Genomic DNA, 13246 nt, shown 5'->3' with positions numbered 1-13246 from the left:
GGGCCTGCGCGTGCGGGACGCTCCACCGTGTCAGCGGCCATTGATTGCTGTCCAATACCAAATTAAGGTCGCATCAAGACCGTGAACCAATGAATACGGGCCTGTCAGGAGCGGAGTGCTGCATGGAACTGCGACATCTGACCGCGTTCGTCGCCGTGGCAGAGGAACTGCACTTCAGCCGGGCCGCCAAGCGGCTCCAGATGGCCCAGCCCCCGCTGAGCCAGCAGATCCGCCAGCTGGAGAAGCAGCTCGGTGTGCAGCTCTTCGTACGCAACACCCGCTCCGTACGTCTGACCAGCGCGGGCGAGTCGTTCCTCGGACCGGTACGCACCGTGCTCGACGATCTCGATACGGCGGTCCGGGCGGCCAAGGCCGCCGGCCGCGGCGAGTACGGGCGGGTCACCATCGGATTCGCCGGAGCCTCCAGCCACGAGACCCTGCCCCGGCTGACCCGTGCCGTGCGCGCCGCCCACCCCGGACTCGAACTCGTCATGACGGGCCAGACGTACGCCAACGTCGCCCTGTCCCGGGTCGCCGACGGCTCCCTCGACCTCGGTTTCGTCCGGCTGCCCGTGACGCGGCCGGGCGTGTCCTACCGCGTGATCGACGAGGAGGAGCTGATCTGCGCGCTGCCCTCGGACCACCGGCTCGCCCAGCTGGACAGCGTCCCGCTCGCGGTGCTCGCCGACGAACCGTTCGTCTCCTTCCCCGCCAACACCGGATCGACCGTGCGCGACGCCATGACCGAAGCCTGCGAGGCCTCCGGGTTCACCCCGCGCGTGGTGCAGGAAGCTCCCGACTCGTACACGATCATGGCGCTGGTCGCAGCCGGCGTCGGCGTCACCCTGACGGTCACCTCCTGCATGCACATCCAGCAGAACGGCTTGGTCTACCGGCCCCTCGCCGGACCACCCATCCGGCGCCAGGCGGCGCTGGCCTGGCGCCAGGACAACCCGTCCGCCGCGCTCCGTGCGGTGCTCGCCGTCGCCGAGGAGGCCCTGCCGACCCCCGGCGGAGCGAACCCGCCCCCACCCCATTGAGACGCGCCCCGTCTCGGATCAGGGCGAATTCGATATTGGACCGAATCAGTCCCTGATGCGAGGGTCGTACGCGTCACACCGCATCACTCCCCGGCCACCCTCCGAAAGGCCCCGCCGTGCCCGACCAGCTCGATGTCGTCGTCTGCGAACCCCTGCGCACGCCCATCGGCCGCTTCGGCGGAGCGTTCGCACAGCAGACGCCGGCCTCACTGGCCGCGCGCGTCATCGCCGAGGTCGTCGCCCGGACCGGCGTCGACCCCGACCGGGTCGACGAGGTGATCCTCGGGCACGCCTACCCCTCGTCCGACGCGCCCGCCATCGGCCGGGTCGCCGCCCTGGACGCCGGACTGCCCGTCACCGTCACCGGCGCGCAGATCGACCGGCGCTGCGGCTCCGGCCTCCAGGCCGTACTCGACGCGGCGATGCAGATCCGGGCGGGCTTCAGCGACCTCGTGATCGCGGGAGGCGTCGACGTCATGAGCGCCGCCCCCTACTACACGCACGACGGGCGCTGGGGCATCAAGGGCCCAGGCCTCCAGCTCCACGACTCCCTGGCCCGCGGCCGGGTCACGGCGGGCGGCGTCAACCACCCCGTACCCGGGGGCATGATCGAGACGGCGGAGAACCTGCGCCGGGAGTACGGGATCAGCCGCGCCGACCAGGACGCGCTGGCCCTGCGTTCCCAGCAGCGGGCCGCCCGAGCGGTCGCGGAGGGACGCTACGACGCGGAGATCGTCCCCGTCACCGTACGGACCCGCAAGGGCGAGACGGTCGTCACCGCCGACGAGCACCCCCGCCCCGACACCACCGCCGAGCAACTCGCCGCTCTGCGCCCCCTCATGGGCAGGACCGACCCGGAAGCCACCGTCACCGCAGGCAACGCCAGCGGCCAGAACGACGCGGCGGCCGCGTGCCTGGTGACCAGCGCCGCCACCGCCGAACGGCTCGGCCTCACCCCGCTCGTGCGCCTCGTCTCCTTCGCCCGCGCCGGCGTCCCGGCCGCGACGATGGGCATCGGTCCCGTCCCGGCCACGCACGCCGCGCTCGGCCGCGCCGGACTGACCCTCGCCGACCTCGACCTGATCGAGCTCAACGAGGCGTTCGCCGCCCAGGTCCTCGCGTGCACCCGGGAACTGGGCCTCGGCGACAAGGATCACGAGCGGATCAACGTCAACGGCTCCGGGGTATCCCTCGGCCACCCCGTGGGCGCCACGGGAGCCCGCATCCTCGCCACCCTCACCCGGGAGATGCACCGCCGCGAGGCCCGCTACGGGCTGGAGACCATGTGCATCGGCGGCGGCCAGGGCCTCGCCGCGGTCTTCGAACGCATCGCCGCCTGACGGGTCCTGTCACGAGCAGGCGCTGCCACGGGGCGGTTCCGCGTCCGCCCCGCGATGGGGCCCGCCGAACAGATAGCTCGTTGCGCCGCCCAGGACGGCGCGGCTCCAGGTGTCCACGTCGGCGGGACCCATCGTGTGCCACTCCGGCGTCCGCTCCACCTGGGCGTGCCCCAGCCTGCGCCCCAGCTCCACCAGCCGGGCACCTTCGGCTGTGCGCTCGTCCGCGTACCGTCGCAGCGCCTCGTCCGTCGACGTCGAGTCGCGCAGGGCCCGCTCCAGGCAGAGGGCGTCCTGGAGTGCCTTGACCGCGCCGCTCGCTGTGTGCGGCCGGGTGATCGCGGCGGCGTCCCCGGCGAGCAGGAACGGCGGGCTCGCGGACCGGGGCGCCTGGAAGTCGGTCACCGGATGACACACCAGGGAGAGGTGCTTCCCCCGGGCGACGACATCGGCCCACTCGGCGGGGAAGTGCTCGTCGGCGAGGGTCCGTACGTACGCGGCCTCCTCGCGGCGCCCGGCTGCCGGGGCGGGGAGGAAGCCGTAGACCGCGTAGGCGAGGAGCCGTTCCCCACCTGCGCCGCCGGACTCCTTCCGCGCCGAGGGGATCAGGTAGAAGACACCGTGCCCCCGCTCGAAGGTCACCGTCACCCAGGCGCCGCGCAGCAGTTCCAGCTGTTCCGGCCGACCGGCGAAGGCGCTCAGGGCGACGGTGCCGCGCCACACCGTGTAACCGGCGGGTGTGGGCCGCAGCCCCGGTGCGAGCAGGCGCCGGGTGACCGACTGATGGCCGTCCGCGCCCACGACGATGTCGTACGACTCCGCCCCGGCGGCGGTACGGATCAGCGCGCGGCCCGAAGGCTCCCGCTCGACCGAGGTGACCGGCAGCCCGCGGTGGTAGCGGACGTCACCCGCACGCGCGCGCAACGAGCGCCACAGCATCCCCCAGTTGCACGGCACCACGGCGCTCGGCTGCCTGCCGAACTCATGGGCGGTGCGCCCGTCCGGCTTCCGGGTGAGCCACACACGGGTCCCGACAGGCGCCGTGTCCATCGAGGCGTCCAGATATCCGGCCGTGACGAGTTCCTCGTGCAGCGCCGGGGGAATCACGATGCCGAGACCGCGGTCCTGGAGTTCACCGTCGCTGCGTTCGTAGACGGTGACGTCGGCGCCTGCCCGGGCACCCGCGATCGCCATGGCGCAGCCCGCGATGCTGCCGCCGACCACGCCCATCCGTACGCCTGATACCGCCACGCCGATACCGCCTGTTCCGATACGGGGAGGTGCTGGACGGCTTCATGCTCGCACCGGGGCGCCGGTGCCGAGCGGCTTCCGGCCACCTGTCACCGGCACGGGCGGGGACCGACGAGGAAGGGGCCGCCCGCACAGCGGTAGCTATGCGGGCGGCCCCTTCCTCCGCTCAGTTGACCGGGTCAGATCTGCGAACCGCGGGTGCGGCGCAGCAGCACCGCGCCACCGAGCATGAGAACGGCGCTGGCACCGGCAGCCAGACCGAGGCCGGCCGAGCCGGTCTCCGCGAGCGCGGAGCCGCCGCCGTGCGGGGCGTGGTCGGCGGGGGGCTGCTTCGCCGGCGGCTGGTTCGCGGGCGGCTCGTTGGCCGGCGGTTCGACCGGCGGCTGGGAGGCCGGGGGCTCCTCGACCGGCGGCTTGCCGGTCGGCGGCTCCTCCGTCGGCGGCCGGTGGTCCGGGCCGCTGACGTTGGCGCAGTCGTTGCCGAGGGCCGGGTTCAGCGCGCCCACGACGTCGACGGTGTTGCCGCAGGCGTTGACCGGTACGTGCACCGGAGCCTGGATCAGGTTGCCCGACAGCACACCGGGGGAGTTCACGGCAGCGCCGTCGGCGGAAGCGCCGCCCTGTGAGGTACCGCTGCCATGCCCGCCACCGTGCCCGTTGGCGCCACCGTGGCCGTTGCCACCGCCGTGGCCGTTTCCGTACCCGCCGCCGTGGTGGCCGCCGCCACCGCCGTGCCCGCCGCCGCCCTTCCCGTTGTCGACGTTCGCGCAGGAGTTGCCGAATGCCGGGTTCAGCAGGGCGATCACGTTCACCGTGTTGCCGCAGAGGTTGACCGGGACGTGCACCGGCACCTGCACGGCGTTGCCCGAACCGACCCCCGGCGAACCGACAGCGGCGCCATCGGCCGAGGAGTCGGCATGTGCATAACCGCCGGCCGCGGAAAGAATGCCCGAAGCCGCCGCCATGACGATCATGCTTTTATTCAAAACCTGCCGCATTACTTGTCCTTCCTAGGACAGTCCACAGGACATTCCGTGTGGGCGATCCAACTGCACGTTGGACGACACCCATAACGAATGAGGCATGAGCGGGAAACTTGAAGATGCGTGGAAATCCTGTAACCACCCGAACGGGTGACGTGTGCGCGTTCGATCTCATCGTGAATGCGAGGGGTGAGGGGGCGCGGAAGTGGCCCTGACGCCGGGAATTGCCCGCCGGGCGAGCGGTCCGTGGACCTGTGTTCGGTGCACGCGTGAGCATCTTCCGCTGTGTTCGGGCGCGGCGCTTCGGCTGCCACGATCGCAATTCCTTCACGAACGGCAGGCGTACGCACATGCGCCTGAATGGCCGAGGCGCGCCCCCGTCCGGCGCGCGCGGAACCTGCGGCATTCGGGTGAACACCCGGAACCAAACGTGCCGCCGCGAGTTGGTCAGAGCGCTCCGGCACGGGGCAATCGGTACGAGAAGGGTTAATCGTGATCAAGAAGGTTCTGGCTACGGGTGCCGTCGCCGCCTCCGTCCTCGGTCTCTCGGCTACGCAGGCCATGGCGATCGGCGACGACGGAGGAACGACCTCGGTCAACGGCAACGGCGCCTCGCAGGCGTTCGGCAACGCCGAGACGCACGGTGACTGGAGCCCCCAGTTCGGTCTGGTCCAGGGCTCGCTCAACAAGCCGTGTGTCGGTCTGCCGCTGAAGGGCAACGTCGGTTCGCTCATCGGCCTGGTGCCCATCTCGGTCCAGGACATCAACGTCCTGTCCTCGCCGCAGAACCAGCAGTGCACCGAGAACTCCACCCAGGCCAAGGGTGACGAGCCGCTGTCGCACATCCTCGACGGCATCCCGGTCCTGTCCGGGAACGGCGCCCACAACAGCTGACCCGGACGCACCACAGGCCCGGGCCGCCGGTTTCCTCCTCCGAGCGGCCCGGGCCTGCTGCTGTGCCAATCGGGGGTTTTCCCGAGAATCTGCTCGGGATCGAGTTTCGATTCCGGCTCCACGTCGTTACGAATAACAGCTTCGGAGTTACGGGCGATCAGAACAGCGCTCGTGCGGCACGAAAGACGTGGCCGCTCCGGACTCCGCTGCAAGAAAGGGACAAAAAGTGAAGTACACCAAGGTTGCCGCCGTCGCCGCCGGAACTCTCATGGCGATGGGCGCCGCTGCGCCGGCCATGGCCGACTCCGGTGCCAACGCCGTCGCCGCGCACTCCCCGGGCGTTCTGTCCGGCAACGTCGTGCAGGTTCCGATCCACATCCCCATCAACGTCTGCGGCAACACCGTGAACGTCATCGGTCTGCTGAACCCCGCGTTCGGCAACACCTGCATCAACCACTGAAACGTGGCGAGCTGAGCTGATAGCTCGTCCTCGGTGGGCCCCGGACCGCACATGCGGTCCGGGGCCCGCTTCTTTTACCGGTTCCCGCAGGGGCCGGAAGAAATCCCGTAGACGTTCCGAGAAATTCGACGGCACGCAGTTGCCCGTTCGCCGCGTGATCGTTACTCCTTTTGAAAGCGGCAGATGTCACAGCTAAAGAAGGCTGGTGCGGCGCGGGAACGCGACCGAAACAGATGCCGCTGCAGAAGGGAACCTGAAAGTGAAGTACGCGAAGACAGCTGCGCTCATTGTCGGTTCCGTGGCTGCTCTCGGAACGGCTGCTCCCGCCTTCGCCGTCACTGAAGCCACGGCCCCCAACTTCAGCCTCGACAGTGGCCTGAACCAGGTCATGGCCGCCGCTCCGCAGGCAGTCGACCCGCTGGTCGACACCGTCGGCGGTGCCGCCGAGTCGGTGCAGGAGGACGGCGCGGTCGGCAAGCTGGCGGGCGAGGCGACCGGTGCGGCCCAGGGCGCCGCCCCGCTGCTCGGCGGCGTGCCCCTCGGCGGCTGATCCGTCGGCGCGACGGTAATTCCCGCACAGAACCGCAATTCCTCCGGTGCGCAGGCGCCCCGAATCCGGTGGCAGCCAGGCAGGAAAGCACCGTTCGAGTGAATGAGCACAACCAATCCCGCCGGAACGAGTTGATCAGGACGCTCCGGATAGGCGGGCAAGAGAATACCTCGGAAGGATTATTTCATGATGAAGAAGATTCTGGCCTCGGCAGCTGTCGCTGCTTCGGTCGTCGGTGTCTCCGCCGCGGCGGCCCCCTCCGCCATGGCCATCGGCAACGACGGCGGCACCACGTCGATCAACGGCAACGGCGCCTCGCAGGCCTTCGGCAACTCCGCCACGCACGGTGACTGGAGCCCGCAGTTCGCGCTCATCCAGGGCTCGCTGAACAAGCCCTGCATCGGCCTGCCGGCCAAGGCCAACGTCGGTTCGCTCATCGGCGCGATCCCGATCGCGGTCCAGGACATCAACGTCCTGTCCTCGCCGCAGAACCAGCAGTGCACCGAGAACTCCACCCAGGCCAAGGGTGACGAGGCCCTGTCGCACATCCTGGACGACATCCCGGTCCTGTCCGGCAACGGTGTCGGCAACAACTGAGGTCGCGTAGTTCCGGGTTTCCGCGGCTGACCTCATCGAGGCCGCCAGGGCCCGCCCGGACTCTGTCTTTCCGAAGTGCTCAACACGTGGGGCCAGTTCGTCCGTACGTCCGCCGTTCACCGGTGGACGGGACGAGCTGGCCCCTCGTCGTGCGTCCGGGTTGGGCCGGATGGACCAGGACCGGCTGCCCCGGTTCGCCGGACGGGGTAAGGGCACTTCATGGATCAGTACGACAGTCAACGCCCGCCGGGCGGCCAGCGGCCCACGGAGGACAGCACACCGATCTACGACCGTCTGTTCGCGGAGTGGTGCGCGGCAGGCCGCGGCGTCGCGTCAGGGGCGCCCTCCCACCCCGTACGGCGTCCGGCCGGCGGGTTCGTTCCGGCCGCCCGCAGCTCGGGGGAAGCCGGCCGTGAGTGAACCCGAGGCGTCGACCTTGCGCCGGATCCAACCCATTTGAGTGGTCCTGCGGAACTGAATCCTCCGATTGAGGTTGATCAGTACGTTCCACAACGGGACGCTCCGAAAGGTGAAGCTTGATGAAGAAGATGATGGCCGGCGCTGCGGTCGCCGTGTCCCTGATCGGTCTGTCCGCCGCCGCGGCCCCCTCGGCCATGGCGATCGGCAACGACGAGGGCACCACGTCGGTCAACGGCAACGGCGCCTCGCAGGCGTTCGGCAACGCCGTGACCAAGGGCGACTGGAGCCCGAACACCCAGCTGGTGCAGGGCACGCTGAACAAGGCGTGCATCGGTCTCCCGGCCGAGGCCAACGTCGGTTCGCTCGTCGGCGTGCTCGTGCCGGTCGCGGTCCAGGACATCAACGTCCTGTCCTCGCCGCAGAACCAGCAGTGCACCGAGAACTCCACCCAGGCGAAGGGTGACGAGGCCCTGTCGCACATCCTGGACGACATCCCGGTGCTCTCGGGCAACGGCGTCGGCAACAACTGACGTTCTCCCCGTGCGGGCGGTCCGGGCACGTCCGGGGCCGCCCGTATTTCCTTGTGCGACGCCGTGCGCGACGATGCCCACCACTCCATGGGGGTGGTGGGCATCGTCGCGCACGGACGGGGGACAGGGCCGGGTCAGCCCAGGCTGCGTACCGGCAGGAGGCAGAGCGCGGACGTCCTGACGACCTCCTCGTCCGCCGCGAACGCGCGCAGCGCCTCCTCGCTCACCGGCCGGCCGGGTACGCCCTCCGGCCACGGGCGGGTGGCGAACATTCCGTAGACCTCGCCCTGGGCGGCCGCGGCGGCCAGCCACTCCGGCGGCACCTGGTACTGCGCCTTGAAGTGAGGCATCGTCAGGACCGCCTGGCCGGCCTGGACGAGGAGCTTCACCTGGAGGCCCGGCTTCTCGGACGCCCTGGTGAGTTCGCCGCCGACGGTGAGGCCGGTGCGCTCCAGCGCGGTGCGCAGGGCAGCCTCGCCGGCCTCCGGGCCGTCCTGACCGTCGCCGAGCGAGTAGGTGAGCAGGAAGGCGACGTCGTGGTCGGCCTCGGGGTGCCGGCCGCTCCAGCCGATCAGGATCTGGGTGCCCAACTGGGCTTGTGTGAACGTGCCGGTGGCGGTCTGGGATGTGGTCATGCTCGGCACCATAACGGCCCGAGACCGGTCGTTGTGCACCCGTATCACCCGATCGGGGAAGCCTTCGGGACAACTCCGGCGGAACGTGTCCTTCGATGTTCAGCGAACAAATTCCGTTGACGCCGACCGGTGGCCGCGGGCTAAGGTGGAACACGTCCGCGCAGAGGGCCGGGAACGCTCGGCCGTGCGCGTAAGCCGTGAAGGAACCAGGAGGTGAGGACATTGATGACTGTCGTTGCGATGGGCGCCGCCCACAGCCAGAAGTGCATCGTTCTCACCCCCGTGGCCACCGGCTGACCTTCTTTCACCTTTCTTCCGCGTCCGAGTACGCGGTGCCGGGGCCGCCCTTCGAAGGGTTTCCCTTGTCTTTCTCCTCTCTTCCGGTTCCGACCTCGTCGCACGCGCTGTCTCCGTACGGCTGGGACGAGGACTGGGCCGCCGCGTTCGCCCCGTACGCCGAGCAGGGTCTGCTGCCCGGCCGTGTCGTGCGGGTGGACCGCGGTCAGTGCGACCTCGTCACCCCCGAAGGCCCGCTGCGTGCGGACACCGCCTTCGTGGTGCCCCGCGACCCGATGCGGGTCATCTGCACGGGCGACTGGGTGGCCGTCGACCCCGACGGCGACCCGCAGTTCGTGCGTGCGCTGCTGCCGCGGCGTACGGCCTTCGTCCGCTCGACGTCCTCGCAGCGTTCCGAGGGCCAGGTGCTCGCCACCAACCTCGACCACATCGTCATCTGCGTCTCGCTCGCGGTCGAACTCGACCTGGGACGCCTGGAGCGGTTCCTCGCGCTCGCCATGTCCAGCTCCAGCGGTGACGCACTCCTCGGGAAGAGCGGCACGAGCGTCGGGGCCGACCCGCAGCCGATCGTGCTGCTGACCAAGGCCGACCTGGTGCCGGACGTCGTCACGCTCTCCCATCTGGTCCAGGACATCGAGGGCATCGCCCCCGGCGTCCAGGTGCTCCCCGTCAGCTCCGCCACCGGTGAGGGCGTCGACGTGTTCCGTGCCGTCGTCTCCGGCGGTACGAGCGTGCTCCTCGGGATCTCCGGTGCGGGCAAGTCCACCCTCGCCAACACCCTGCTCGGGGAGGACGTGATGGACGTCAAGGCCGCCCGCGACGTGGACGGCAAGGGGCGGCACACCACCACGACGCGCAACCTCCTCGTCCTGCCGGGCGGTGGCGTGCTCATCGACACCCCCGGACTGCGCGGTGTCGGGCTCTGGGACGCGGAGGCCGGTGTCGGCCAGGTGTTCTCCGAGATCGAGGACCTGGCGCGGCAGTGCCGTTTCCATGACTGTGCCCACGTGGCCGAGCCGGGCTGCGTCGTCCTCGCCGCCCTCGAGGACGGGACGCTGCCCGAGCGGCGCCTGGAGAGCTACCGCAAGCTGCTCCGGGAGAACCACCGGATCGCGGCGAAGACCGATGCCCGGCTCCGCGCGGAGACCATGCGCGAATGGAAGCGCAGGGGCGCCGAGGGACGGGCCGCCATGGAGTTCAAGCGGGGCCGGACGCGGTAGCGGGTGGCGATACCGTCACCGGGTTCGACGTCCGAATACCGCGAGTGCGGCACCGGGAGGTGCCGCACACTGGACGGTGTGATGGACGAAAAGACCAGGTACGAGGCGGTGAGCAGCCGCGACGCCAGGTTCGACGGGCAGTTCTTCTTCGCCGTCGCGACCACCGGCATCTACTGCCGGCCGAGCTGCCCCGCCGTCACCCCCAAACGGAAGAACGTGCGGTTCTACCCGACCGCCGCCGCCGCTCAGGGCAACGGCTTCCGGGCCTGCAGACGCTGCCGGCCCGACGCCGTGCCCGGCTCCGCGGAGTGGAACGTACGCGCGGATGTCGTCGGCCGTGCCATGCGCATGATCGGCGACGGCGTCGTGGACCGGGAGGGCGTCCCCGGTCTCGCCGGCCGGCTCGGCTACAGCCCCCGGCAGGTGCAGCGCCAGCTCAACGCCGAGCTGGGCGCGGGTCCCGTCGCGCTCGCCAGGGCCCAGCGCGCCCACACGGCACGCGTCCTCCTCCAGACCACGGACCTGCCGGTCACCGAGATCGTTTTCGCGGCGGGTTTCGCCAGCGTCCGCCAGTTCAACGACACGATCCGGCAGATCTACGCCCGGACCCCCAGTGCCCTGCGCGCCGAGTCGGGTACCGGCCTCGGCGCGGGCGTACGGGACGGAACCCGTGCCGGGATTCCGCTCCGGCTCGCCCACCGGGGACCGTACGCGGCCCGGGAGGTCTTCGACCTGCTCGCCGTCGACACGGTGAGGCGGATCGAGGAGATTAGCGGCGAGCCCGGCCGCCGGACGTACCGGCGCACCCTGACGCTCCCGTACGGCGCGGGCATCGTCGCCGTCGACGAGGAGTCCCCGGGGCAGTGGCTGGAGGCGCGGATCCACCTCACCGATCTCCGTGACCTGACGACCGCCGTACAGCGGCTGCGCAGGCTGCTCGACCTGGACGCCGACCCCTGCGCCGTCGGTGAGACGCTCGGCGCCGCGCCACTGCTCGCACCGCTGGTCGCCGACCGGCCCGGGCTGCGCTCGCCGGGCGCCGCCGACCCGGACGAGTTCGCCGTACGGACCCTGGTGGGCCGGGCGGCGGCCGAGGAGCTGGTCGAGCGGTACGGGAAGCTCCTCGACGTGCCCTGCGGCGGGCTGACCCACCTCTTCCCCGGGCCGGGGGTGCTGGCCGGCTCGGCCGGTGACCCCGCACTGCGGACCCTGGCAGCCGCACTCGCCGACGGCGAGGTGAGGCTCGACGCGGGCGCCGACCGGGACGAGGCGGAGCGCGCGCTGCTGCGGCTGCCGGGGATCGGCCCCCGGGAAGCGGCCCTGATCAGGATGCGGGCCCTCGGAGACCCGGACGTCGATCCGGCGGGGACGCCGGGAAACGAAGCGTGGCGGCCTTGGCGTTCGTACGCCGTACGCCACCTGGAGCGCGCGGGCCTGCTCGCGGGTCCGGGCGGCGTGGACGTCAGTCCCAGATGACGGCGACCAGCCACGTGCCCGCCACCAGCAGGCATACGAACAGCTCCACCAGCACCGAGTAGCCGGTCGCCCGCATGACGGAGCGCACCGAGGCCCACCCCGCGCCACGGCTGCCCAGTCTCACCCGCTCGGCGCCGTAGATCGCCCCGACGTACCCCACGACCGCGCCGACCACCGGGATGACGAAGAACCCGACGATCGCTGCGATCCCGCCCAGGGTCAGGGTGCCGCGTGGCGCACCCGACGCGTCGGGGCGGCGGGGTGGCAGAAGCGGTTTGAGTGCCTGGTTCATCAGGAGCAGGGCCGTTGCTCCGATCAGTACGACCCAGGCGTCCTGACCCACGTCCGTCAGGGCCCACCACAGCACTGCGGCCCAGACCATCGCCGCCCCCGGCACGCCCGGCACCAGCACGCCGACCAGCCCGAGCAGCATGACCAGGCCGACGGCGACGAGCTGCCACACACCCATCCCACCAGCCTGCCGGAAGCCCGCAGGTCCCGCCTGTCAGCGCAGGTCCGAGGGGGTTCGGGCCGGGTCAGATCCGTGGCGTACGGGCCACCCAGCCCCGTTCGTACGCGTGCCAGCCCAGCTGCAGCCGCGTCGACACCCCGGTCAGCTCCATGAGGCCCTTGACCCGTCGCTGGACGGTCCGCAGCCCCAGATCCAGCTGCTTGGCCACACTCGCGTCCGTCAGCCCCGCCAGCAGCAGCGACAGGATCTCCAGATCGGTCGGATCGGGGCCCGTCGTCACTTCCTCGACCCAGCCGTTCTCGCCGAGCCGCAGCGGCATCGCGTCCCGCCACACCGCCTCGAACAGGCCGGTCAGCGACTCCAGCAGTCCGCTGGCGTGGACCACCAGTGCGGCCGGCTCCGCCCCGCGGGCCGTCAGCGGCACCATGGCGAGGCTGCCGTCGGCCACGACCAGTTTGGTCGGTACCCGGTCGACCACCCGGCACTGCTCGTTCCGGCTGAGGGCGGCCGACAGCTCCAGGATTCCCGACGGCAGCCCGAGCACCTCGCGCTCGACCACGACGCGGTAGGACACCCCACGGTTCGCCGCGCGTTCCTCGGACTCGTTCTCCATACCGGTCACCGCGATCGGCTTCCCGGTGACCAGGGCGCAGACCTCCGACACCGCACCGAGCTGCAACTGGTGGAAGCGGTGGGTCACCGCGCTCGCGCCGGTCACCACCTCGACCAGGTCGTGCACGGCGGGCTCGCTCGCCTCGGCGCGGTACTCCTCGGCGAGCAGGGCGGCCGCCAGCTCCGCCTGCTCCAGCTCGTGACGCTGCTGGATGAGCAGGGCGCCCAGGGCCACCCCGGGCGGCGCGGCCACCCAGCGCCCCGGCCTCGCCGACGACTGGGCCGCGAGGCCCTGGTGCTCCAGCCGGCGCAGCGCCCGTTCCGTATCGGTTTGCGGGATCCCCAGCCGGTGGGCCAGGTCGGAGACCTCCGCCGCCCCCGCAGCGACGAGCGCGCGGTACGTCGCTTCCTGTCTCTCGTCGAGACCTATCGCACCCAGCATCCTCGGCCCTCCCCGGGCGTGGCGGTCGCA

General features: G+C 71.0%; 14 protein-coding genes. 9 read left to right on the top strand and 5 right to left on the bottom strand.

Annotated features, from left to right (window positions below):
- The first annotated feature begins 122 nt into the window (after positions 1-122).
- Both AB0C82_RS07980 and AB0C82_RS07975 read left to right on the top strand, forming a co-directional pair.
- Positions 123-1040 carry a LysR family transcriptional regulator gene (locus tag AB0C82_RS07980; RefSeq protein ID WP_362837534.1) on the top strand — a complete coding sequence of 306 codons (918 nt, stop codon included), beginning with the start codon at positions 123-125 and terminating at the stop codon, positions 1038-1040.
- A gap of 116 nt (positions 1041-1156) precedes the next feature.
- The gene (locus AB0C82_RS07975) at positions 1157-2380 is read left to right on the top strand and encodes an acetyl-CoA C-acetyltransferase (RefSeq protein ID WP_362837532.1); all 1224 of its coding nucleotides are present in this window, start codon (positions 1157-1159) and stop codon (positions 2378-2380) included.
- Positions 2381-2389: 9 nt separating this feature from the next.
- On the opposite strand, the gene AB0C82_RS07970 is transcribed toward AB0C82_RS07975, so the two are convergent.
- Both AB0C82_RS07970 and AB0C82_RS07965 read right to left on the bottom strand, forming a co-directional pair.
- The gene (locus tag AB0C82_RS07970; RefSeq protein WP_362837530.1) at positions 2390-3628 is read right to left on the bottom strand and encodes an FAD-dependent monooxygenase; all 1239 of its coding nucleotides are present in this window, start codon (positions 3626-3628) and stop codon (positions 2390-2392) included.
- 179 nt (positions 3629-3807) lie between these two features.
- Positions 3808-4626, bottom strand: coding sequence for a chaplin family protein (locus AB0C82_RS07965; protein WP_362837528.1), 819 nt, complete (start codon positions 4624-4626; stop codon positions 3808-3810).
- Between the two features lie 477 nt (positions 4627-5103).
- Here AB0C82_RS07965 and AB0C82_RS07960 point away from each other — a divergent pair, with 477 nt between their 5' ends.
- The 5 genes from AB0C82_RS07960 to AB0C82_RS07940 all read left to right on the top strand — a co-directional run bounded on the left by AB0C82_RS07960 (position 5104) and on the right by AB0C82_RS07940 (position 8062).
- Positions 5104-5505, top strand: a complete 402-nt coding sequence (locus AB0C82_RS07960; RefSeq protein WP_362837526.1) for a rodlin — start codon at positions 5104-5106, stop codon at positions 5503-5505.
- Between the two features lie 268 nt (positions 5506-5773).
- Complete coding sequence (locus tag AB0C82_RS07955; protein ID WP_362838382.1) at positions 5774-5965, top strand: chaplin; 192 nt, start codon at positions 5774-5776, stop codon at positions 5963-5965.
- Positions 5966-6224: 259 nt separating this feature from the next.
- Positions 6225-6515, top strand: a complete 291-nt coding sequence (locus AB0C82_RS07950) for a hypothetical protein (RefSeq protein WP_362837524.1) — start codon at positions 6225-6227, stop codon at positions 6513-6515.
- A 186-nt stretch (positions 6516-6701) separates the two neighbouring features.
- A complete protein-coding gene (locus AB0C82_RS07945; RefSeq protein WP_362837522.1) occupies positions 6702-7112 on the top strand; it encodes a rodlin in 411 nt (136 codons plus the stop codon).
- Positions 7113-7651: 539 nt separating this feature from the next.
- The gene (locus tag AB0C82_RS07940) at positions 7652-8062 is read left to right on the top strand and encodes a rodlin (protein WP_362837520.1); all 411 of its coding nucleotides are present in this window, start codon (positions 7652-7654) and stop codon (positions 8060-8062) included.
- A 134-nt stretch (positions 8063-8196) separates the two neighbouring features.
- On the opposite strand, the gene AB0C82_RS07935 is transcribed toward AB0C82_RS07940, so the two are convergent.
- Positions 8197-8697, bottom strand: a complete 501-nt coding sequence (locus tag AB0C82_RS07935) for a DUF5949 family protein (protein WP_362837518.1) — start codon at positions 8695-8697, stop codon at positions 8197-8199.
- Between the two features lie 362 nt (positions 8698-9059).
- Between AB0C82_RS07935 and rsgA the strand changes: the two genes are divergently transcribed.
- A complete protein-coding gene (gene rsgA / locus AB0C82_RS07930) occupies positions 9060-10214 on the top strand; it encodes a ribosome small subunit-dependent GTPase A (RefSeq protein WP_362837516.1) in 1155 nt (384 codons plus the stop codon).
- A gap of 81 nt (positions 10215-10295) precedes the next feature.
- On the top strand, positions 10296-11690 hold the full coding sequence (locus AB0C82_RS07925) for an AlkA N-terminal domain-containing protein (RefSeq protein WP_362838379.1): 1395 nt from the start codon (positions 10296-10298) through the stop codon (positions 11688-11690).
- Here the strand turns inward: AB0C82_RS07925 and AB0C82_RS07920 are convergent.
- Complete coding sequence (locus tag AB0C82_RS07920; protein WP_362837514.1) at positions 11677-12159, bottom strand: DUF456 domain-containing protein; 483 nt, start codon at positions 12157-12159, stop codon at positions 11677-11679. The genes AB0C82_RS07925 and AB0C82_RS07920 overlap by 14 nt on opposite strands.
- A 67-nt stretch (positions 12160-12226) precedes the next feature.
- Complete coding sequence (locus AB0C82_RS07915) at positions 12227-13216, bottom strand: helix-turn-helix domain-containing protein (RefSeq protein WP_362837512.1); 990 nt, start codon at positions 13214-13216, stop codon at positions 12227-12229.
- Positions 13217-13246: the final 30 nt, after the last annotated feature.

Origin of the sequence: Streptomyces sp. NPDC048560 (genome assembly GCF_040650955.1) — a bacterium.
Lineage (GTDB): Bacteria > Actinomycetota > Actinomycetes > Streptomycetales > Streptomycetaceae > Streptomyces.
This window is presented reverse-complemented; position numbering and strand designations above follow the sequence as displayed.